We start from the raw sequence: 20,455 nt of genomic DNA, 5'->3' as shown, positions 1-20,455 counted from the left end.
TAAAAAGAAACCGCGGTCCAAAGACGCCGAGGGGCGGATGTCCCTCAAATCTCACCTGATCGAGGCTCGCAACCGGCTCTTTAAGTCGTTGATCGCCCTAGTAATAGGCACCGTAGCCGGGTTCTTCCTCTACGACGAGCTCTTGGCGTTGCTCATCGAACCAGTACGTGCCGCAGGTGGGTCGATCACCTATACCTCCGTGATGTCGCCTTTTGACATCATGCTTAAGGTAGCGATTTTTGTTGGTCTGGTCGCTTCGTCCCCGGTCTGGATCTATCAAATCTGGGCGTTCATCATTCCGGGACTGAAAAAGAAGGAACGCCGGCTGAGCTACTCCTTCGCCGCGGTAGCCGTACCACTCTTCCTCTTTGGCATAGCTATGGCGTACTTCGTGTTGCCCTTTGCTTTGCAATTCTTCGTGAGCCTTGCTGCGGCAAACTCCGAAACACTCTTCACCATCGACACCTACCTGCCCTTTATTTTCCGCTTGCTGCTCGCCTTTGGCCTAGCCATGCTGGTGCCCGTACTGATGGTAGGGCTAAATATGGTTGGAGTACTCCCTTCCAAGGTGATTCTCAAAAACTGGCGCATCACGGTGTTCATCATCGCTTTGGTAGCAGCCATGGCAGCTCCAGGCGGCGACGCAATTACCATGTTCGCCCTCGCAGGCCCACTCTTCCTTACCTTCGCGGCAGCCACGCTGTTCTGCTTCATCAACGATAAAAAACGCGCCAAGAAACAGGCGGAACAAGACGCTGCCAACGAAAACATGGCAGCCGGGTCAGCCTCCTCGATCGATACCCCCAGCACCGAGGTCTAGCGCCCCTCTAAATATGTGTTTCGGAACGGCAACCCCGTTCCAGAAAGTGAACGGCCGATAGTGACTTCACCCGCGGAACGATACGCGAATTCCAAGGCGCGACAGGTCGAGAGCGGCACCTATTTGCCTGACTTCCGCGCCAGCATGTCGTTTACTCTCGACGAGTTCCAGTCCCAAGCCTGCCAATCGGTGGCAAAGGGCCATAGTGTCCTCGTGGCGGCGCCCACCGGAGCCGGTAAAACCGTAGTAGGCGAATTCGCCATTTACCAAGCAATCCAGGAAAACCGCAAGGCCTTCTATACAACGCCAATCAAAGCGTTGAGTAACCAGAAGTACTCCGAATTGGTTAAACGCTACGGACCGGAAACCGTGGGTCTGCTCACCGGTGATACCTCCATCAACAGCGAGGCTCAGGTGGTCGTGATGACCACCGAGGTACTTCGCAATATGCTCTACGCCGACTCAAGAACTCTGGACGGCCTGGGCTACGTGATCATGGATGAGGTGCACTATCTGGCCGATAAGTTCCGCGGTGCAGTATGGGAAGAAGTCATCATCCATCTGCCGTCGAACGTCCAGACCATATCGCTCTCAGCCACCGTGTCGAACGCTGAAGAGTTTGGTGGATGGCTGGATACTGTCCGCGGACAAACCGACATCGTCGTCTCTGAGCATCGTCCGGTGCCACTTTTCCAACATGTCATGGTTGGTCCGCAGCTCGTTGATTTGTTTGCCGAAGACGTCGCTTTCGATCAAGCCGCCGATGAAGACGCGAAAATCACTGTGAATCCAGAACTGCGCAAACTCGTGCGCGGGCACCGCCCGGCTGGGCGCCCGCACCGAGGCGGAAGAGGGCCGCAACGAGGTCGAGCCCAGGGTCCAGGGCAAAGCCTCAGAGTCAGCCGCCGCGACGTCATTTCGCGGTTGGAAAAAGCCGAGCTTCTCCCCGCAATTTTCTTTATCTTTTCGCGTAAAGGCTGCGATATGGCGGTCCAGCAGTGCGCCATGGCAGACTTGCGGCTGACGTCCAACGAAGAAGCTGGACAGATCGCCGAGGTACTCGATGAGCTGGCGCACCGAATCCCCAGCGAAGACCTTGATGTCTTAGAATTCTGGTCCTGGCGTGACGGTTTAATACGTGGTTTTGCTAGTCACCATGCTGGCCTGTTGCCAATCTTTAAAGAAATCGTGGAAGATCTCTTCGCACGAAATCTGATCAAGGTGGTTTTTGCTACCGAGACCCTCGCCTTGGGCGTCAACATGCCAGCGCGCTCTGTGGTGCTTGAAAAACTCGTGAAATTCAACGGCGAATCCCATGTGCAGATCACCTCGGGGGAGTACACCCAACTCACCGGGCGTGCCGGACGAAGGGGAATCGACGTAGAGGGCCACTCCATTGTGCTGTGGAACCCCGATATCGAACCAGAGGCATTGGCCGGACTGGCCTCGCGACGTACCTATCCGCTGAATTCGTCCTTCCGCCCGACCTACAACATGTCTACCAACCTGCTCGCTCAGTTTGGTCGTGAGCAGACACGGCAGATTCTTGAATCTTCCTTTGCGCAGTACCAGGCGGACCGCTCCGTAGTTGGCATGGCGCGTCAGGTTCGCTCGCGAGAAGAATCTCTGGCTGGATACGAAAAATCCATGGAATGCCATCTGGGGGACTTCCGCGAGTACCTTCAACTGCAACGCAATATCGCCGAAGCGGAAAAGCGCTCAGCGAAAGATCGCAAGACGCTTCGTCGCTCGGCGGCTGAAACTTCGTTGCAGTCGGTGATTCGCGGAGATGTTATCGACCTGCCCGGCGCACGGCGCTTTGGACGCGGCGTAATCGTGGCATTGGATGAGTCGCTCTACAGTCCCCGGCACACCGTGCTCACCGAAGAAGGCCAGTTGCGCCGAATTTCGGTGGAGGATCTGAATGGACCGCTGGAGATTTTTTCCCGCATTCGCATCCCCAAGGGATTCACCGGCAACAGCCCTAAGGAACGACGCGCACTGGCAGCCTCGTTGCGTGCTGCGATTGAGGAGCAGCGCCCACCAAGGCAGGATGCGCCGAGCTTTAATTTTGAGGGTGCGGACTCCTTCGAACGGGAGATCGCGGCGCTGCGTGAAGCGATGAAAGAGCACCCTTGCCACGCCTGCTCTGACCGTGACGCGCATATGCGCTGGGCTGATAGGTATTGGAAGCTGAAGAAGGATACGGACAAGTCCCGCCGTGCTATCCGTGGACGGACCAATACCATCGCCACAGAATTCGATAAAGTTTGTAGGGTGCTCGAGCTCTTTGAGTACCTAGTGCCGAGCAACGACGGGGAAGATTACGAAATTACCGACTCCGGCCGTCGCCTGCGCCGGATCTACGGTGAACGTGATCTGCTCACCAGCCAGGTGCTGGAAACCGGCAAACTTAACGGTCTTAATCCCGAAGAACTTTGTGCAGTGGTCGCTGCGCTGGTCTATCAGGGCCGGCGTGACTATGACCGTCCAGATCCCAAAATGCCGACGGCACGTGTGGGCGATATTTGGACTCAGACAATAAATATCTGGGGCAAACTCTCGGACGCCGAAGAAGCGATGTCGCTGAACCAAACAGCGCCACCTGAAGCTGGCCTGATCTGGCCCATGTACAAGTGGTCCCGCGGGTCCTCGCTGAACAGCTCGCTGCGCGGTTCCGACATGGCACCTGGCGACTTTGTGCGCTGGGCCAAGCAGGTCATTGACACCTTAGATCAATTTGGCAAGAACACGGACCTCCCGGTCCAGCTGGTGAAGTCCGCTCGTCAAGCAGTGGACCTCGTCAAGCGTGGCGTCGTCGCCTACTCCAACGTCCTCTGATCAACCGCAATGTTCAGAGAGTAAAGGAAATAACTCGTGGCAACTACCTTGTACCGCAATGGAACTATCTATTCGGCCGCTGATCCCTTCGCAACGGCGCTGCTTATTGATTCGGATACCGTCGCGTGGCTTGGCGGTGAAGAAGCGGCCGAGCGGTATGTGGAGAAGGCAGATGAAGTCATTGATCTTGCCGGTGCGTTAATTACCCCAGCATTCGTTGAATCGCACACGCACCTAGCCGCCCTGGGCCGAAACCTTGGGGGAGCGGACCTGGGTGCAGCTACTTCGGGCAGTCAATTGCTTGAACTGCTCTCGGCCCGGGCCAAGGGTGCCGAGTCGGTAATCATCGCTCAGGGCTGGGATGAAACCACCTGGGTGGATTCGAGCCTGCCAAGCGAGACTGATTTGAGTTCAGCTGCCGGCGGCCTGCCGTATTACCTTGCACGCCGTGATGTGCACAGTGCTCTTGTCAACCGTGAACTGTTAGACCGCTTAGGTTTGGGCTCAGTTGCTTCAGGAGTGGTGCGCGGTGCCGAGCATGATCAGGTGCGCCAAGCACTAATGGCCGAAGCTCCTGGGGTTGAAGAATTCCAGCGCGTGGCTCTAGAACACTACGCGGCCCGGGGTTTTGCGACTGTTGTGGAAATGGCAGCGCCACACCTTGAAGGCCGCGAAGCGTTGGACCAGCTTCTAGCCGCAGAACAAGCGAACCTTCCTCAGGTATATGCCTACTGGGGCGAGTTAGTCCAGGAAGAAGCCGCTGCGGAGGAGCTAATTCGTTCGTTCCCCCAAGGCCGGGTGCTTGGCTTGGGTGGCGATCTGTGCGTTGACGGTTCGATCGGGTCTCGGACGGCACTGCTACGCGAAGATTATGCCGATGATGCCGGAAACCGCGGACTGGCTTACTTGAGCGTCGAAGAAATCACCGCGCATTTGGTCGCCTGCTCGAGCAAGGGAATCCAAGCAGCCTTCCATGTCATAGGGGATGCAGCGTTGGACTTGTTACTAGAGGGATTTGATGCGGCAGCCGAACAGGTTGGCGTCGCTAAGCTGCAAGCTGCCCGGCACCGTCTGGAGCATGCCGAGATGGTTGACGAAGCTACGCGTGCGCGCTTGCTGAGCTATTCCATCACCGTTTCCATGCAACCTGGCTTTGATGCACTCTGGGGCGGGCCTGAAGGCATGTACGAGCAACGCTTGGGTGAACGCGCGGCCACGATGAACAATCTCTCTGCGATGCTCTCCAGCGGCGTTCCATTGGTGCTCGGATCTGACGCTCCAGTGACCGAAGTTGACGGTTGGGCCGTGGTGCGAGCTGCCATGAGCATGAGCAACGAGTCCGGTCGAATTTCGGCTCGGGCCGGGTTTATGGGACAGACCCGTTCGACTTACCGCGCAATGGGGGAGATGAATCCCTTCGCTGGGCAGCTGCTGATTGGTGCTCCGGCAACGTTTGCGATCTGGAGTGCCTCCGAACTTGCCATTCAAACTCCTGATGAGCGGATTAGTTCGTGGAGTACCGATGCGCGAGCCGGAACGCCGATGCTTCCGGTCGTTGATCAGGAAATTCCTACCTGTTTGCGCACCGTACGCGCCGGTGTTCTGCTGTTCGATCAGCTGGAACAACTTAATGAGCCGACAGCGTAATCATCCTTCTCGGAAGTTCTCCAGTATCACGAATCTAGCCTTTGACATGTAAATATTTGATGAAGATTGTAGTCATCTTATGATTGACAGTCGGGGTGGGTAAACGGTTAGGCTGGGGGATAGCGCCTCATCGTGATGCAGTAGCATTGCGTTCGAAACGACGCAGTACGATCGCGATCCCCGGTGACATTAGATAACATTTCACGTTCTTCAAAGATGTGAGATTGGGCCGAAGTCACCGGGGATTGCTGTGTCTGATAGTGTCGCCCGATTCATGGGTGTCTATAATTTAAGTTTGGCTTGACTCTCCACCCGGTTCGCCGGATGGAACTTCTGTTGTATATCTAGAAAGGTGCCGCCGCGTGCGCGTCATTACGATCATTCCGACCTATAACGAATTGGAGTCGCTCCCGCTGACAGTGGGGCGTCTTCGCCAGGCCGTTCCGGATTCGGATGTTCTGATCGTGGACGATAACTCCCCGGACGGCACCGGTGAGCTCGCCGATAAGTTCGCAGCCGAGGACTCATCGATCCACGTTCTACACCGCACCGGCAAGGACGGGCTTGGCGCCGCGTACATTGCTGGTTTCCGCTGGGCGCTCGAGCGCGACTATGACGTTCTCGTTGAAATGGACGCCGACGGTTCACACATGCCAGAACAGCTGCCACGCTTGCTGGAAGCCAGCGCAGCAGGCGCTGACCTAGTTATTGGTTCGCGCTGGGTCAAGGGCGGGGAAGTCGTGAACTGGCCGCTGCACCGGAAGCTGATTTCCCGAGGTGGCAGCTTCTACGCTCGCACCATGCTCGGTTTGGGATTGCGCGATATCACCGCAGGCTACCGCGCCTTCAAGCGCTCCACCCTCGAAGCCATCGATTTTGATGCCGTAGAGTCACGCGGTTACGGTTTCCAGGTCGATATGACCTTCCGTGTAGCGATGCTGCGTAAGAAGATCGTAGAAGTTCCGGTGACCTTCGTGGAGCGCGAACTCGGCGATTCTAAGATGAGTGGAAACATCGTCTTTGAAGCTATGTGGAATGTGACCCGCTGGGGCATGAGCGCACGCTGGAAGAAATTGACCTCAAAGAAGTAACCTCGCCGAGGCGAAACAAAAGAGTGGTGGTTTCCAACCCTAGGGCTGGAAACCACCACTCTTTTTTCTAAAGCTTAGAAACCTAGACGGCCTCGCCGCGCGCAGTGCGCAGCTGGGTCAGACGATCACCTAAGATTTTCTCAAGTTCTTCTACGCTACGACGTTCCAGCAGCATGTCCCAGTGAGTACGTACCGGCTTTTCGTTCGTTGCTTCAGGAGCTTTAGCTTCGCCGTGGACGAGCTTTGCCTCCGTGCCGTTCTTGGTGAGCCAAGTAGCAGGGATTTCGGCTTCGGCTGCAAAGACGATGAATATACGTTCACCCGCTTCGGTACGGTACTCCACACGCTGACGGGCAGCCGGCTCCACACCTGCCTCAGATTCCATGCTCTGTGCACCCAGGCGCATGCCTCGTAGGCTGCGATCGCTCATGTTTTCCCTCCGCGATGTTAAAAAGAATTCGCTACAAACGTATCAACGATTGATGGCACAAGATAATTCCCAAGGAATAATTTGGACACCAAAACATCCATTATACGCGTCAATGGCGGGGTACGTCATACGCACCCCGCCATCTAGCTGATGAGTTTCACCCTAAAGAGCGGAAATTAGATTCCCGAGCCGCTTTGTGGTGGCTGAACCGAACCAGCGGCTGGATTTTCGGTGTTGCTAAAAGCACCACCGATTCCCTTGAGCGCCTCGGTCAGTTCACTTGGAATAACCCACAAGGTGTTGCTCGTACCCTCGGCCAGCTTAGGCAGGGTCTGCAGGTACTGGTATGCAAGCAATTCAGAATCCGGCTTACCGGCGTGAATTGCATCAAAGACCTTCTGGATCGCTTGTGCTTCACCATCAGCGCGCAAGATCGATGCCTGGGCATCACCTTCGGCCTTCAAGATGGAGGACTGGCGTGCGCCTTCTGCGGTCAGGATCGAGGACTGCTTAACGCCTTCGGCGGTCAAGATCGCTGCACGGCGATCTCGATCGGCGCGCATCTGCTTCTCCATCGAATCCTGGATCGAAACCGGAGGATCAATGGCCTTCAGCTCGACGCGTGAAACACGAATGCCCCACTTGCCGGTAGCCTCGTCCAAAACTCCGCGAAGCTGACCGTTGATCTGGTCGCGGCTAGTTAAAGCCTGTTCCAAGTTCAAGCCGCCGACGACGTTACGAAGCGTAGTGGTGGTCAGCTGCTCGACAGCCTGAATGTAGTTAGCGATTTCGTAAGTTGCTGCGCGTGCTTCGGTAATCTGGAAGTAGATCACGGTATCGATCGAAACCACGAGGTTATCTTCGGTAATCACCGGCTGTGGTGGGAAGGAAACAACCTGCTCACGAAGATCGAGAAGCGGCAAAAGCCGATCCACAAATGGGATGAGGATCGTAAGCCCTGGGTTCAAGGTCTTGTTGTACTTGCCGAGGCGCTCCACAATGCCGGCTCGTGCTTGTGGCACGATCCGAACACTGCGCAACAGTACGACGATCACGAAGATCGCCAGGACGACAAGTACGATGGTCAGGCCAAAGCCGTTTTCCATGGTGTGTACTCTCTTTCCTTGTGCGTAGTAATGAGGTAAAAAAAGTCTTTGAATCTGCTAGGACTTAGTTGGCGGTGCGGGATTCAAATATGCGGTAGCACCTTGAATGCGACTTACCACCGCATAGGAACCTGGCGACATCGTCGCGGCGTTAGCTTCAGCACGGGCGGTCCAGATTTCACCGGCGATCTTGGCAGAACCAGACAGCCGTGAGGTGGGCTCAAGAATCAACGCGTCTTGGCCGATAAGCCGTTCAATATTCGTTCTAAAGCCTTCGGGCGATTTTTTTAGATGTTTGATGGCGATTGGCCGGACTAAGAAAATCATCAGAAGAGACAGCAGGCAAAATATAACTACCTGTAGCCAAACGGGTCCTTCAAGTAATGCGACGGCGACTCCGCCGAGGGAACCAACACCGAGCATGATGAAGTACAGATCTAACGAAATCATCTCAATGATGGCCAACAGCAGAAATAGCGCGAGCCAAATGACCCACGCGTTGCTGACAATCCATTCTGCCGTTGTCATGGCATCCACCTCTGTTCAATTGAGCAAGGGCCAATTGCGAGTGGCCTTTGCTCTATTCTGCCGTAAGACCTGAACAAAAGCGGTAGTCATTTTGGGGTATTTTCTAGCCCTTACGGACGAATGTATGTACGCCAAAGGATGCGTTGACACTTTGCGCCCCGAGGGATTCAGTTTTTGCGCGTAGCGTCTCGGGGGAGAGATGGTGTCCAGCAGGACCCATGAATACGAGATTGAACAAGTCGTCCGCGCTCAGTTCCATTGCGTATTTCAACGGACTGCTCTGTTGGTGCACAAGGTTATGAGCTGCAAATTTCTCGATCAGCGAGGATTCTTTATTCTCCGCGATGCCGAGCATGTCCAGTGGTTCGCGGACCTCTTGGAGGTGATCCGCTGCCGCGGTGACGACTATGCAGGCACCATTAGCCCGTAGAACGCGATGAAACTCCTCCGGGTTATGTGGTGCAAAGCAGTTGAGCACTACATCGCGTGAGTCATCGGCCGACGGCAGCCGGCGCCAAACGTCCCACACCATTGCAAGCGTATGAGGCACCTTCGCGGCTCGTCGCATAGCGTAGCGAGAAATGTCCAGGGCGAGTGCATCAACTTTGGATCCGGGTAGGGACTCAATGATCTTGTTCAGGTAGTAACCGGTGCCGGCGCCAGCGTCCAAGAGATCTACTGAATCATCTGGGTGATGCCCGCTGAGAGATTCACTGAGTATTTCAGCCAGAGGTTCGTAGTGCCCGGCGTGCTGGAATTCTTCGCGGGCAAGAACCATTGGCCCGGTATCTTCTAGAAAGTTCGTTCCACGCCCAGTGAGGAAATTGAAGTAGCCCTGTTTAGCAGCGTCAAAACGGTGTCCCTCAGGACAGCTCAGGCTGCGCCGCGGCTGCGTGGTGAGGCTAAGGCTCTGTTCGCAGACAGGACATTGGGCCGAGGTGCTAATGTCCATTAGAAGTTTAGGTCCTCTCGGGCTTGGGCAATTTCAAGACCCGGGTAACGATATAACTCGTCCTGCCCAATCAGCGACCTTGTGATGGCCTTGTCGATATAGACGGTGCCCGCAAGATGGTCGGTTTCGTGTTGGATGATCCGAGCTTGCCAGCCAGAAAACTCTTGGCTGAGTTTGTTTCCCTCACGGTCTTCGAAGTCGGCGGCGATATCTGCCGGACGAATCACTACAGCTTGGAAATTATCGAAGGACAAGCATCCTTCATAGAATGCCGCCTGCCGGTCGCTGACGCCGCGATAAGTGGGATTGAAGATTTCAAGGTACTCTAACGGTGCTCGTTCCCGTAACTGAGCTGTTTCTGGATCCGTGGGATACAGATCCTCTAACACGGCGATCTGTAGCGGAATTCCAATTTGTGGTGCCGCAAGTCCTACACCAGGAGCTGCGTACATGGTCGCTCGCATGACATCCAAGAGTTCTTCAAGCAGTTCTTTGGGCAGCTGATCTGTATAGCGTTGTGCTTGCTGGCGAAGCACCGGATGACCCAGCTGAACGATCGGGACTACCTGATCCTCTGCTTGGGACAGAATAGTCACGACGAGGTCGGTCAGATCCTCGGAAGTTAAAGGCTGAGCTGAATTCACTTCATAATCCGATCAGTTGTATTCAAGGTGTGTGTTAGTTGCGCCAACCTGGACTTCAGACGTGCGCTCTCTGTGTCGTGTAATTGATGCCCAAGAAATTCCAGCCGGTCTTGAGTGTATAAGTGAATTTCGATGTCCTTGTCATAGAAAACATCTATGAGGTTGGCGAACCGGCGTTCCTCGTCCAGTGGCATGTGCTCACTGGAGGGTACGGAAGTTATATGCCAGCAATTAAAGCGAGAAGCTAGTTCAAGGTAGTCAGCGGTATTGCGTCGGGTACGGCATAACTGACTAAATGATATTTCAATGCTCGTTCCGGTCAGCCGGACAGGGCCTATGTGGTCATAGCCGATGGGGAGCTGCTCCGTGAAGTCGGCTTCGTCAATGGGGGAGTATCCGGGGTTCAGCGTGCCCGAACGGTAGCCATTGAGCCGCATTTGATCCGGCGTCTGCAGCATGCGGTAATCAACCGCAGCATCTAGTTTAAATACTTCGAAGGACGACCGGATTTTCGCAATAGTCGGCTCGATCAGATGATGGAAATACTCGTCATCCAGTAATTTTTCTGGGGCATAATTTGACGTCGTGATGATGAAGATTCCATGCTCTTCGCAGTAATTCACCATCCTAGCCATAAACATTGCGTCCCCTGGTTCGACGCAGTGGAACTCATCAAAGAACAGAACCTGCAAACCCTGTAGTTCGCGGTGGAGGCCTTCGGTAAAGACCGATCCCAAGCTTTGCTCGTTGCTGCGTTTGCTTGGATTGTTGATCGCTTGAAAGAACTCATGAAAGTGAAAACGTGCGGTCGTCTGCCGATCTAAATCCGCGCAGAGAGCATCTATAAGCATGGATTTTCCGCGGCCTGGCGGACCATAAATATACGTTCCACGTTGCCCTTGTTCACTAAGGCGTGCAAGATTTCGCGACAGTAAGCCTATGAGCTCGTTCTGTCGGTCATCGAGTATGAGTCCTTGTCGCTGAAGGTGGGAAACTACTCGGCGCCTACGCTTTGCGGCGCTACGGGCGCGCAAAAGTCGAGATGGCAATAGTGAAGGCATATACAAATCTTCCCATTAGCCGGACTGACTGCCAATTTGCCCGCCTACGCGCAGGGTAGTTTGCTAAATACTTTCTCAGTCAATGGCCTGAGATAAAAGAGAAATCAGCTTAAGAACACGAGGGTAGGCCGAGAAACGTATAAGTTGAAAGATCAAGTATCAAAGGGGGAGTAGTGCTAATCTCGCCCAACCTTGTACACCGGATAGTGGCAACTTCGTATCTTTACTATCGCTTTGGAGCTAAGCGTGTCCATAATGGTTGCACCGAGGACTGCAAGTGCAGTGAAGCATTGGGAGCACTGAGTCCGAATTATCGCAGAGCCAGAGGAGTCGAGGAAGATGACCAGTGAATACGCTGGATCGCCAACACGCGAAGAGATCATTTCCAATGATTTGCTGGACATGTCGATGACGATTCTCAAGACCCTGTCGGATCCTGCTCGACTGCAAATGTTGTGGGCGCTCAGTAAAGCCGAACATTCATTGTCTGAGCTTGCGCAATATGTTGGTGTCAGTCCAACAGTCGCTGGACAGTTGCTCGCCAGGCTCAGAGCAACTGGTGTTCTGCAAACACGCAAATCTGGTCGTCACGTAATTTACTCGATGCAAGACGAACGTCTCAAGCAGTTCATTGGTCAAGCTCTAGATTTCGCCGAGTATCGACTTGCCGTCAGCAACCAGGATGAGTCTGTGGGTCAGGTTCGAAGCAGCTAACCATGTGTGGATGAAATCCTGATCATTGGCTAACTTCCGCCACTTTCAGCATGTTGGATATTGAGCCGATAATCTACATTATGTCAAGTAGTTGAAATCGAGTGCCCCAGGGTGCCTGCTAAGGGCCATCTCCCTTGCCGTTCTCTAATCCAGGGATGTGGATCTGGGACTCAGGCCACCAATTCACCTTCCAACGTTGTCCTGGTGGCGGGTTCAAAGAAAATTCTGAGTATACGGACTTAGAGTTGATTTCATGTGGGAAGCAATTGCAGGAATACTCGTGGGATTATTGGTCGTCTATCTCGTACTTTTAATCGCGCTCTGGTTATATGCCAGACGCCATCCGGAATCAGTTAGCGTACCTGAAGCGTTACGCCTGCTACCTGATCTCATCAGAGTCATTCGAAGGATGGCTGCGGATAAATCTGCACCACCTGCGGTGAAGATAAAACTTGCCTTGCTGCTGGTCTACCTGTTGTCCCCTGTTGATCTCGTCCCGGATTTCATTCCGATTATTGGACAAGCCGACGATGTCATAATTCTGGCCCTAGTCCTACGCTCGGTTATTCGTTCTGCGGGTGTCGAATTACTTCACCGCCATTGGCCGGGTACCGCCACGGGACTGTCGATTATCGAGAAACTTGCGGGAACTGAGCCTAGATCAACCCAGCGAAATGATGACAACTAATTACAGATGAGCGTCTCCTCCGAGTGCACACATGAATCTACTTAGACTCCCCCAGCGCAGGATAAAGAAATTTTTATCGCAATTGTCGATAGGTGAGCTTTGTGCATCTTGCAGCTTTGAACAGAGGCTGAGGAATGCTGTTCAATCTGTTAGGGGTTGAACCGATAAGCTTGATCCAGTAGTAACCCCTTTTGGGTATACCTCTCCCCCAATACAGCAAGGATTGAAAACAGCTCATGTCGCCAAGCGTTATGTATCGGACCGTAGCCCGGGCCGAAGCCGTCACCTGGACATTGCTCATCATTGCAATGATTCTAAAATATGGTGTGAAAGTTGGAGACTGGCCGGTATCTGTCGCTGGATTTATTCACGGCTTTGTATTTTTGTCGTATGTGGTCATGTCGATACTTGTCGGAATGAACCAACGTTGGAGTAAGAGACTGATTGTCGGTGCCGCTGCCACCTCGATCACTCCGTACTTGACCATCCCGTTTGACAAGTGGTTGGAAAAGAACGGAAAACTTGTCGGCGACTGGCGTACTTCAGCTTCTGATCACCCTGGCGACAGAAAATGGACTGATGCAACTATGCGTTGGCTAGTTGCCCGGCCGACTTTAACTGCTGTCCTGCTGTTCGTAGCAATTGTTGCAGTATTTTCTACCATGTTATTCCTGGGCCCTCCCGGTGGTCGTAGCTAGGAGCTAAAGGGACCTGCAATTTCTGCGCAAGCTTGGTCTGAGCGCAGAACGTAGTCGTTCATTTTTGCTGACTGCCGATCAAGCCAAGCCGTGTTGATCGTTTATGCCGTTTTTTGCTGAGACGAATCTAGGGACCAGCTGGATCAAAACCAGCATGGCAACTAACTCAACTAGTGTTTGTGAAACAACTACCGTGGAAGCCAGCGAAAGCTCCGGTGGCAGGGCCAGTGCAAGGGGTAAGACAACCAAAGAATTTCTGGTCACCCCGCTAAAAGTCACGGCTCGCATCGGAGCTGTTTCCAGGTGAAAAAGTTTTCCAACGACGGTTGCGATTACTGCCATAACGGCCACAAATACGACAAAAATAGCGATGGCCGTAGCCAGGTTTTGAAACTGACTTGCCACTGCATGGATCTGGGAACCCACGACGCTAAGTAATGTGCCCATCATTAAAGGCACCATCAGATAATCGGCCCATGAGCCGATCCTGACAGCTAATGAGAACCTCTTCATTAACACCTGCGTTAAGAAAGCGGCGATAAAAGGGACCACTATCAGCCCGAGAAGAGCGCGCGCAAAGGGTTTTGGATCAATCAGTGCCAGAGTTTCTGAGCCCGCTATAAGGAACATATATGCAGGGACTAGAAGCACCTGCAGCAACAAGAGAAGCGGCGTGGCCGCAAGCAACCTTGCAGCATCTCCCCCAGCCAGCCCTGCAAACACAATCACGTAGTCGATACACGGCGCTAGCAATACTAAGAGCACACCGTAGAGCAAGGCTTGGTCATGGGCGATGAATCTGGTCAGAATAAAAACGACGGCAGGCACCAGTACAAAGTTGACGAAACCCAGGGCCGCCATAAATCTCAGATCGCGGAACGACTCGAGTAGTTTTGTCAGCGGCAAACTTAAGAATGTCGCGTAAAGAAGAAGGCCAAGAAACGGATTGATTGAGGCCTCGAGGGACGACCGAACATCAGGGACTTGAAACCCAATACCCGCACCGAACACGATGGCGACCAGGTACAGAACAATTTGATGTCGTTGCGTCCATGACGCCCAAGGCCAAATTGTCATGTTTCTAATGCTAGTGGAGAACAGCTCGCTCCAAGGGTTACGAGCATTGGCACGTCAGCAAACTGAGCTCCGCAGCTGGACAAGTGATTCAACATACACTTGCCCAATGAATAGGATCATCGAGGATTGCGGTACATATGATGGAGTCATGAAAGAACGTATTCGCAATTGGCCGCTCTGGGCCGTTATTGACCTCGCGCTGATCATTCTCTTCGCCATCTTAGGTCGGCGTGAACACGAACATGCGTTAGACATCGGTGGCATTTTCGAAACAGCCGTTCCGTTCTTGGCCGCCTACGTAGTCATGACTTTGATATCGCGACCATGGCTGACTATCCACCGGATCTGGCCTACAGGTCTACTTGTTTGGCTCGGAACTGTAGCTGTGGGAATGGCGCTTCGAATTGCGATGGGTTCAACTGCAGCCATTGCATTTGTCATCGTTACGATCATCGTCCTAGGCGTATTCCTCTTAGGCCGCAGACTAATCTGCTCGCTGCTTTCCAAGCGATCAGCGAAGCAACAAAACGCCTAGTCCGTATCCGCCGGCGGCAACGAGGCAGCTAGCGAAAGTACCGAGGATAAACTGCTCGGCTGCCTGATGATTTTTCAGTTCCGAAAAACGACCTAGCCCCTTCACCGCGAGCACTACTGCGATACCCTCTGGCCAATCAGCCCAAAGCGTCGCAACGATAGCGGTTCGCTCCAGCAGACCGATCCATAAGCCACCACGCAGTGGTGATGGGTCGGTCTTTTGCCGCTCCTGCCTTTGGTCGTGGCGCCATGCCAGGTGGAAAATTAATTCGGTTAGTGGACCACCGAAACTCACCGCAAAAAGGACGCTTACACCGATGATCAATACGTCGGGAACTGCAGGCGATAGATCAGAGGACTTGGCTAGTAGGCCAATGATCAATGTCCCGAGGGAAACAACACCTGCACCAACGGTGAGAAGGTTTCGAACTTTCGCCCTAGTGCCGTTCTTTCCAGCGAGGAAAGTTGCGCAGCTGGCAATAAGCACCGCTAGTACTAGTAGCGACCAAGCAGTCCAAGCCAAGTTCACTCCCCCAATTTACGTAATTGTCTGGACAGAGACTTAGTGGCTTCTTCCATCATTCGGTTAGCCTCAAACCATAGGGCAGCCGAGAGCCTTGATGACACCGCTTGTTGGGTGATACCAAGACGCGTGGCAATTTGTTGTTGAGTCATCCCTTGGTCAGCGAGCGTTCCGGCCTCCCACGCCGTGGCGCGTCGTTTGGACACGATGCAAACGGTGAGTTGAAGTTCTGCTTCAAGACGGCTGGCTTCTTCGGTGGGTCCGGCTACTGACAGGTGGGCGTTAGTGTTTTTAGCCCGCTCTACCGCTTCACGTGCAAAAACGAAGGCGGGTCCGCGACCGGCACGGGTTTCTTTAGGCAGTGGAAGTTCCACTTCCCCGTATCCGAGACCCACGCTCCAGTCTCCGGAGGCGGCCATCATGACCGCAAGATGGATGGCTTCCATGGCCTCATCAAACACTGCCTGCACTTCATCGCCAGCTGTACGCTGGAATGGACGCACGTGGGTGACCGTGTTATTGGCTTGATTGATCAGCGCCTGGACTTTATCTTCTCCCTGGCGAGAGCGACGCTGGTCGATTGTCAGAACGATCATGGTACAAGTCTAAAGCATTGTAATCTATTGAACAAACTTTAAGTCCTGTTTAATGGATACGCGATCTTCGTCTTACGCATGGGAGTCAGACTCCGGGTGCACTACAGTTATTTAGTGAAGCAATCCCTGTACATGGGGAACTATTCAACGTTGAGAGGCTTTCATGGTCACCGCATTCGTCATGATTCAGACGGCAACCGACAGTATTCCTGAGTCGGCGCAGCAGATTTCAGAAATCGAAGGAATCAGCGAGGTCTACTCCGTTGCCGGAGACTGGGATTTGATCGCCGTGGCACGGGTCCACAAACATGAAGATCTGGCGGAAGTTATCGCCAATCGGCTATCGAAGATATCTGGTATTCGCCAGACTCAGACTCACATTGCATTTCGCGCCTACTCGGCTCATGACCTAGAAGCTGCCTTTTCATTGGGCTTGGACGACTAGATCTGAGAGTACAACGAAGGGAGCTTGTCTCAGGTATTCAATCACCTGAGACAAGCTCCCTTCGTTGTATAAGGTGGTTACTTTCCTACAATCGCTGAGGTCGTCGAGGACCATGCGTCCAAGACCTTGGCTGCGGCACCGGAATCCAAGGACTCTTCCGCGCGACGCATTGCTGCCCGCATCCGATCGGCAAAGCTGCCCTGGGCATCCTGATCAAAGGCGACCATTCCAGCCGCTGAATTAAGCACTACGGCGTCACGCACCGGACCCTTGGCCCCGGAGACAATGTCTCGAACGACACTGGCGTTGTACGCAGCATCAGCCCCACGCAAATCATCTAGCGTCGCTCGGGCGATGCCGACTTCTTGAGCGTCGAAGGTAAATTCCTCTACTTTTCCGTCCCGTACTTCCCAGACCATATTCGGTGCGGTGGTGGTCATTTCATCAAGACCATCATTTCCACGGAATACCAGGCCACGCACACCTCGGCTGGCTAGTACACCGGCCATAATCGGGGCCATCCGCAGGTCCGAGCAACCAATCGCGGAGGCGCTGGGAAGCGCTGGGTTAGTCAGTGGGCCCATGAAGTTGAAGGCCGTAGGTACTCGCAGTCCGCGGCGGGCCCCCGCGACGTGGCGCATCGATGGGTGGAAGATATTGGCAAAGCAGAAGGCTATGCCGACCTTTTCGTACACCTCTACAAGGCGATCGATGGGGACGTCCAGATGGACACCTAAGGCTTCCAGAACATCTGCCGACCCGGACGACGAAGACGAGGCCCGGTTTCCGTGTTTAACGATCTTCATACCTGCGCCGGCGCAGACCAGGGTCGACATCGTGGAGATGTTTACGGTGTTCTGTCGATCGCCGCCGGTCCCTACAATGTCTAAAGTTTGTGCATCGATGGTAAGTTCGCGTGCATTACCCACCATGGAGTCAACAAGGCCGGTGAGCTCTGCCACCGTCTCCCCCTTGGCGCGCAGCGCGACAAGGAAGCCGGCGATCTGCACATCGCTGGCTTCACCGGTCATGATTTGATTCATGGCCCAGGCGGCATCTTCACGGCTCAGGTTCTGGCCGCTAATTAGAGAGGCCAAAAGATCTGGCCACGTTGGGAACTTTTCGTTTGCAAGGCTCGTTGACACGTATATAAGCCTATCCACGGGGCACCGTCACTGCTAGTTCATGTCGTCACGTGATGCGCGGTCAAAAGACCGTTTTTAGGTCAAAAATGACCTCAATTAGGGTACATTTATGTTGCTTAAGCGATTGTTTCGTGCGGCGCGCCGTCCCAAGCTCTACAAATTGTAGAAAGAGTTTTCGGGCTACTTCCGCATGTTTCCGCGGTTGTTTTCATAGTGTGGCGTAGCAAACCCTAAAGAACCATGGTTTGCATTGGTATCTGAGGGCTGTTTAGAGACATAATGACAGTGTGACAACTGCGACTCATGCCCCAAATACGACGGCGCCACATGCGCCGAACCGCCCAAACATGGTGTCGGTGGGAACGATGGTGTGGCTCTCCAGCGAGCTCATGTTCTTCGCCGCCCTCTTCGCCATGTATTTCAGCCTCCGGGCTGCCGCGCCCGAGCTTTGGGCGACCGAAACTTCAAAGCTGAACGTATCGTTCGCGCTGGTTAACACCTTGATTCTGGTGTCCAGCTCGTTCTCCTGCCAGATTGGCGTGTTCAAAGCCGAAGAGTTCAAGCCTCGCCGTTCCGGTGGAATTTTTAAGTTCAAGGAATGGGGAATGATCGAATGGTTCATCCTGACCTTCATTCTCGGCTCGATCTTCGTCTCTGTTCAGGCCTATGAATACGCCGTGCTCGTGAGCCAAGGCGTTGCAATGAACTCGAACTCGTACGCTTCATCGTTCTACATCACTACTGGCTTCCACGGCATTCACGTGCTCGGTGGCCTGATCGCATTCTTGCTGATCATAGGTAGAGCAATGCTGGCTAAGAAGTTTGGTCACTTCGAAGCGACCGGCGCCATCGTTGTGTCTTATTACTGGCACTTCGTTGACGTAGTGTGGATCGCGCTGTTTGCGATCATCTACTTCCTAAAATAGGTAACTAATATCCACCAGTTGCCTCCACGGAAGTATGGCAACACCACACCAAGAAACTAAGTGAGGAACCAGCAAGTGAAGGCTCTTTCGAAAAAGCGCCGCCACCCGCTCGCCGCTGTGGCCCTGCTGTTGTTCGGATTGCTGGTCACCGGCAGTCTCTACACTGCAGCAGGCAGCGTAAGCGAAGCGAAGGCAGCGGATACTACTTCTGCATCGGTTACCGATGTAGAGGAAGGCCAGAAGCTTTTCGTAGCCAACTGCGCCACCTGCCACGGCATGAGCGCCGAAGGCACCGCAGACGGCCCATCGTTGATCGGCGTCGGCGCAGCAGCAGTTGACTTCCAGGTAGGCACCGGCCGTATGCCGATGCAGATGCAGGGGCCACAGGCCCAGGCTAAGCCAGTTCAGTTTGACGATGATCAGATCTCCCAGCTGTCGGCCTACGTTGCGAGCCTCGGTGCAGGTCCAGCAATTCCAGACGAAGATTCTCTGGATACCACCAAGGGCGACGCCGCCCACGGTGGCACCGTCTTCCGAGTGAACTGCGCAATGTGCCACAACGCCGCTGCCGGTGGTGGCGCGTTGACCCGCGGTAAGTTTGCTCCGACGCTAGCAGGCGTCTCAGAGAAGCACATTTACGAAGCGATGGCTACCGGTCCGCAGAACATGCCAGTGTTCAACGACTCGAACATCACCCCCGATGAGAAGCGTGACGTGATCACCTTCTTGAAGACCATTGAAGCTAATGGTTCTGCCGGTGGCGCTGCTCTTGGAAACCTTGGCCCAGTGGCTGAAGGTCTCTTCGTTTGGACCGCCGGTTTGGGCATCATTATCGCCTTCACCATTTGGTTGACCTCGCGTCCTTCCTAAGGCTTTCGCGGTGAAAACCGCACACATCACTACGTACATAAATTCCTAACAGAAGGATGAGAGAGAAACATGGGCGACCATAGTCACGGCAGTCCCGAAGAATCGGGCACCGTTGCTAAGGCTGACGATGTAGCTCAGGACCGGTTCCCGGATCCAGGACTCCCCCCACATCGTCCGCGTCTCGCAGATCGCGATCCGCGCGCAGCCAAGCGACACGAGCGCCAAGTTGCGCTGCTATTTACCATCTCCATCATTGGCACGCTGTTCTTCTTCGTGGCTTACTTCGTCCTGGGTCACCTGGGCGAAATGACCTTCGCAGAACTGCGTGTGCAGAACGCTGCACTGGGCTTGGGCACCGCATTCGCGATGCTCGGCATTGGTGTGGGTATCGTTCACTGGGCTAAGACTCTGATGCCGGACCATGAACTCGTTGAACAACGTCACGAGATCAGCTCCGAAAAAGATCGCCAGGATGCAGTCGATATCATCGACACCGTGATCGAAGAAACCGGTATCAAGCGCCGTCCGCTGATCCGCAACACTTTGATTGGTGCCATCGCTTTGGCACCGATTCCAGCAATCTTCATGTTCCGCGACCTTGACCGTACCGGTAAGACCGCGCATCAGATGATCGAACAGATGCGCCACACTTTGTGGGACACCGGCGTTCGTCTGACTCGCGACCCATCGGGTACTCCCATTAAGGCTTCGGACGTACAGCTTGGCTCCGCCTTCCACGTGATCCCAGAGGGTCTGGAAAATGCAGAGAACATGCTGAACGAAAAGGCTAAGGCAGTTGTACTGCTCATGCGCATGGACCCACAGGAAATGAACATTTCCGCGGGCCGCGAAGACTGGCACGTAGATGGCATTGTTGCTTACTCGAAGATCTGCACCCACGTGGGTTGCCCGATCGCCTTGTACGAGCAGCACACCCACCACCTGCTGTGCCCATGCCACCAGTCGACCTTCGACCTTGCCAATGAGTGCAAGGTTATCTTCGGCCCGGCAGGTCACGCACTTCCACAGTTGCCTATTACCGTGGACGCTGACGGCTACCTCGTAGCCCAGAGCGACTTCCACGAACCTGTAGGCCCAAGCTACTGGGAGCGTGGATAA

General features: G+C 54.1%; 22 protein-coding genes. 12 read left to right on the top strand and 10 right to left on the bottom strand.

The features are described 5' to 3' along the window. The first annotated feature begins 37 nt into the window (after positions 1-37). The 4 genes from tatC to VJ369_RS16220 all read left to right on the top strand — a co-directional run bounded on the left by tatC (position 38) and on the right by VJ369_RS16220 (position 6,399). Positions 38-820 (top strand): twin-arginine translocase subunit TatC, encoded by a 783-nt coding sequence (tatC, locus tag VJ369_RS16235; protein WP_324093076.1) that lies wholly within the window; start codon positions 38-40, stop codon positions 818-820. 60 nt (positions 821-880) lie between these two features. After that, positions 881-3,661: a DEAD/DEAH box helicase gene (locus tag VJ369_RS16230; protein ID WP_324093075.1), complete on the top strand. Its 2,781-nt coding sequence runs from the start codon at positions 881-883 to the stop codon at positions 3,659-3,661. Between the two features lie 36 nt (positions 3,662-3,697). Next, on the top strand, positions 3,698-5,308 hold the full coding sequence (locus VJ369_RS16225) for an amidohydrolase (RefSeq protein ID WP_324093074.1): 1,611 nt from the start codon (positions 3,698-3,700) through the stop codon (positions 5,306-5,308). A gap of 362 nt (positions 5,309-5,670) precedes the next feature. Next, positions 5,671-6,399, top strand: coding sequence for a polyprenol monophosphomannose synthase (locus tag VJ369_RS16220; protein ID WP_096253956.1), 729 nt, complete (start codon positions 5,671-5,673; stop codon positions 6,397-6,399). Positions 6,400-6,481: 82 nt separating this feature from the next. On the opposite strand, the gene VJ369_RS16215 is transcribed toward VJ369_RS16220, so the two are convergent. The 6 genes from VJ369_RS16215 to zapE form a co-directional block, all read right to left on the bottom strand. Next, positions 6,482-6,829, bottom strand: a complete 348-nt coding sequence (locus VJ369_RS16215; protein WP_324093073.1) for an RNA polymerase-binding protein RbpA — start codon at positions 6,827-6,829, stop codon at positions 6,482-6,484. Between the two features lie 176 nt (positions 6,830-7,005). Continuing rightward, on the bottom strand, positions 7,006-7,935 hold the full coding sequence (locus VJ369_RS16210) for an SPFH domain-containing protein (RefSeq protein ID WP_324093072.1): 930 nt from the start codon (positions 7,933-7,935) through the stop codon (positions 7,006-7,008). 57 nt (positions 7,936-7,992) lie between these two features. After that, positions 7,993-8,463: an NfeD family protein gene (locus VJ369_RS16205; RefSeq protein WP_324093071.1), complete on the bottom strand. Its 471-nt coding sequence runs from the start codon at positions 8,461-8,463 to the stop codon at positions 7,993-7,995. A 103-nt stretch (positions 8,464-8,566) separates the two neighbouring features. Beyond that, a complete protein-coding gene (locus VJ369_RS16200) occupies positions 8,567-9,415 on the bottom strand; it encodes a putative RNA methyltransferase (protein WP_324093070.1) in 849 nt (282 codons plus the stop codon). Then, positions 9,415-10,059 (bottom strand): peptide deformylase, encoded by a 645-nt coding sequence (locus tag VJ369_RS16195; protein WP_324093069.1) that lies wholly within the window; start codon positions 10,057-10,059, stop codon positions 9,415-9,417. Before VJ369_RS16195 ends, VJ369_RS16200 begins: the two co-directional genes overlap by 1 nt. Beyond that, the gene (gene zapE, locus VJ369_RS16190; RefSeq protein WP_324093068.1) at positions 10,056-11,120 is read right to left on the bottom strand and encodes a cell division protein ZapE; all 1,065 of its coding nucleotides are present in this window, start codon (positions 11,118-11,120) and stop codon (positions 10,056-10,058) included. Before zapE ends, VJ369_RS16195 begins: the two co-directional genes overlap by 4 nt. 339 nt (positions 11,121-11,459) lie before the next feature. Here zapE and VJ369_RS16185 point away from each other — a divergent pair, with 339 nt between their 5' ends. From VJ369_RS16185 to VJ369_RS16175, 3 genes are all read left to right on the top strand, one after another. Beyond that, positions 11,460-11,834 (top strand): metalloregulator ArsR/SmtB family transcription factor, encoded by a 375-nt coding sequence (locus VJ369_RS16185; RefSeq protein WP_324093067.1) that lies wholly within the window; start codon positions 11,460-11,462, stop codon positions 11,832-11,834. A 280-nt stretch (positions 11,835-12,114) separates the two neighbouring features. Further along, positions 12,115-12,522 carry a YkvA family protein gene (locus VJ369_RS16180; RefSeq protein WP_324093066.1) on the top strand — a complete coding sequence of 136 codons (408 nt, stop codon included), beginning with the start codon at positions 12,115-12,117 and terminating at the stop codon, positions 12,520-12,522. 236 nt (positions 12,523-12,758) lie between these two features. Beyond that, entirely contained in the window at positions 12,759-13,220 is a 462-nt protein-coding gene (locus VJ369_RS16175) for a DUF3817 domain-containing protein (RefSeq protein ID WP_324093065.1), read from the top strand. Positions 13,221-13,298: 78 nt separating this feature from the next. On the opposite strand, the gene VJ369_RS16170 is transcribed toward VJ369_RS16175, so the two are convergent. Next, on the bottom strand, positions 13,299-14,297 hold the full coding sequence (locus VJ369_RS16170; protein ID WP_324093064.1) for an arsenic resistance protein: 999 nt from the start codon (positions 14,295-14,297) through the stop codon (positions 13,299-13,301). Positions 14,298-14,445: 148 nt separating this feature from the next. Between VJ369_RS16170 and VJ369_RS16165 the strand changes: the two genes are divergently transcribed. After that, on the top strand, positions 14,446-14,832 hold the full coding sequence (locus VJ369_RS16165) for a DUF3054 domain-containing protein (RefSeq protein ID WP_324093063.1): 387 nt from the start codon (positions 14,446-14,448) through the stop codon (positions 14,830-14,832). Here the strand turns inward: VJ369_RS16165 and VJ369_RS16160 are convergent. Together VJ369_RS16160 and VJ369_RS16155 are read right to left on the bottom strand one after the other, a co-directional pair. After that, positions 14,809-15,354 (bottom strand): hypothetical protein, encoded by a 546-nt coding sequence (locus VJ369_RS16160; protein ID WP_324093062.1) that lies wholly within the window; start codon positions 15,352-15,354, stop codon positions 14,809-14,811. The two genes, VJ369_RS16165 and VJ369_RS16160, sit on opposite strands and share 24 nt — an antisense overlap. 2 nt (positions 15,355-15,356) lie before the next feature. After that, complete coding sequence (locus tag VJ369_RS16155; RefSeq protein WP_324093061.1) at positions 15,357-15,950, bottom strand: sigma factor-like helix-turn-helix DNA-binding protein; 594 nt, start codon at positions 15,948-15,950, stop codon at positions 15,357-15,359. Between the two features lie 163 nt (positions 15,951-16,113). Here VJ369_RS16155 and VJ369_RS16150 point away from each other — a divergent pair, with 163 nt between their 5' ends. Continuing rightward, positions 16,114-16,395 carry an Lrp/AsnC ligand binding domain-containing protein gene (locus VJ369_RS16150; protein ID WP_324093060.1) on the top strand — a complete coding sequence of 94 codons (282 nt, stop codon included), beginning with the start codon at positions 16,114-16,116 and terminating at the stop codon, positions 16,393-16,395. A 77-nt stretch (positions 16,396-16,472) separates the two neighbouring features. Here the strand turns inward: VJ369_RS16150 and trpD are convergent, their stop codons facing one another. Continuing rightward, positions 16,473-17,540 (bottom strand): anthranilate phosphoribosyltransferase, encoded by a 1,068-nt coding sequence (trpD, locus tag VJ369_RS16145; RefSeq protein WP_324093059.1) that lies wholly within the window; start codon positions 17,538-17,540, stop codon positions 16,473-16,475. 287 nt (positions 17,541-17,827) lie between these two features. Between trpD and VJ369_RS16140 the strand changes: the two genes are divergently transcribed. The 3 genes from VJ369_RS16140 to VJ369_RS16130 all read left to right on the top strand — a co-directional run bounded on the left by VJ369_RS16140 (position 17,828) and on the right by VJ369_RS16130 (position 20,455). After that, positions 17,828-18,466 carry a heme-copper oxidase subunit III gene (locus VJ369_RS16140; RefSeq protein ID WP_324093058.1) on the top strand — a complete coding sequence of 213 codons (639 nt, stop codon included), beginning with the start codon at positions 17,828-17,830 and terminating at the stop codon, positions 18,464-18,466. A gap of 75 nt (positions 18,467-18,541) precedes the next feature. After that, on the top strand, positions 18,542-19,336 hold the full coding sequence (locus VJ369_RS16135; protein WP_324093057.1) for a c-type cytochrome: 795 nt from the start codon (positions 18,542-18,544) through the stop codon (positions 19,334-19,336). 69 nt (positions 19,337-19,405) lie between these two features. Then, positions 19,406-20,455, top strand: a complete 1,050-nt coding sequence (locus tag VJ369_RS16130; protein WP_324093056.1) for a ubiquinol-cytochrome c reductase iron-sulfur subunit — start codon at positions 19,406-19,408, stop codon at positions 20,453-20,455.

It is taken from the genome of Glutamicibacter sp., assembly GCF_035257265.1.
In the GTDB taxonomy this organism is placed as follows: Bacteria; Actinomycetota; Actinomycetes; order Actinomycetales; family Micrococcaceae; genus Glutamicibacter.
This window is presented reverse-complemented; position numbering and strand designations above follow the sequence as displayed.

Excerpts from the sequence above, each read along its gene's own strand:
- tatC (WP_324093076.1), top strand. The coding sequence starts at position 38 with ATGTCCCTCAAATCTCACCTGATCGAGGCTCGCAACCGGCTCTTTAAG.
- VJ369_RS16215 (WP_324093073.1), bottom strand. The coding sequence starts at position 6,829 with ATGAGCGATCGCAGCCTACGAGGCATGCGCCTGGGTGCACAGAGCATG.
- VJ369_RS16210 (WP_324093072.1), bottom strand. The coding sequence starts at position 7,935 with ATGGAAAACGGCTTTGGCCTGACCATCGTACTTGTCGTCCTGGCGATC.
- VJ369_RS16205 (WP_324093071.1), bottom strand. The coding sequence starts at position 8,463 with ATGACAACGGCAGAATGGATTGTCAGCAACGCGTGGGTCATTTGGCTC.
- VJ369_RS16200 (WP_324093070.1), bottom strand. The coding sequence starts at position 9,415 with ATGGACATTAGCACCTCGGCCCAATGTCCTGTCTGCGAACAGAGCCTT.
- zapE (WP_324093068.1), bottom strand. The coding sequence starts at position 11,120 with ATGCCTTCACTATTGCCATCTCGACTTTTGCGCGCCCGTAGCGCCGCA.
- VJ369_RS16185 (WP_324093067.1), top strand. The coding sequence starts at position 11,460 with ATGACCAGTGAATACGCTGGATCGCCAACACGCGAAGAGATCATTTCC.
- VJ369_RS16175 (WP_324093065.1), top strand. The coding sequence starts at position 12,759 with ATGTCGCCAAGCGTTATGTATCGGACCGTAGCCCGGGCCGAAGCCGTC.
- VJ369_RS16170 (WP_324093064.1), bottom strand. The coding sequence starts at position 14,297 with ATGACAATTTGGCCTTGGGCGTCATGGACGCAACGACATCAAATTGTT.
- VJ369_RS16165 (WP_324093063.1), top strand. The coding sequence starts at position 14,446 with ATGAAAGAACGTATTCGCAATTGGCCGCTCTGGGCCGTTATTGACCTC.
- VJ369_RS16155 (WP_324093061.1), bottom strand. The coding sequence starts at position 15,950 with ATGATCGTTCTGACAATCGACCAGCGTCGCTCTCGCCAGGGAGAAGAT.
- VJ369_RS16150 (WP_324093060.1), top strand. The coding sequence starts at position 16,114 with ATGGTCACCGCATTCGTCATGATTCAGACGGCAACCGACAGTATTCCT.
- VJ369_RS16130 (WP_324093056.1), top strand. The coding sequence starts at position 19,406 with ATGGGCGACCATAGTCACGGCAGTCCCGAAGAATCGGGCACCGTTGCT.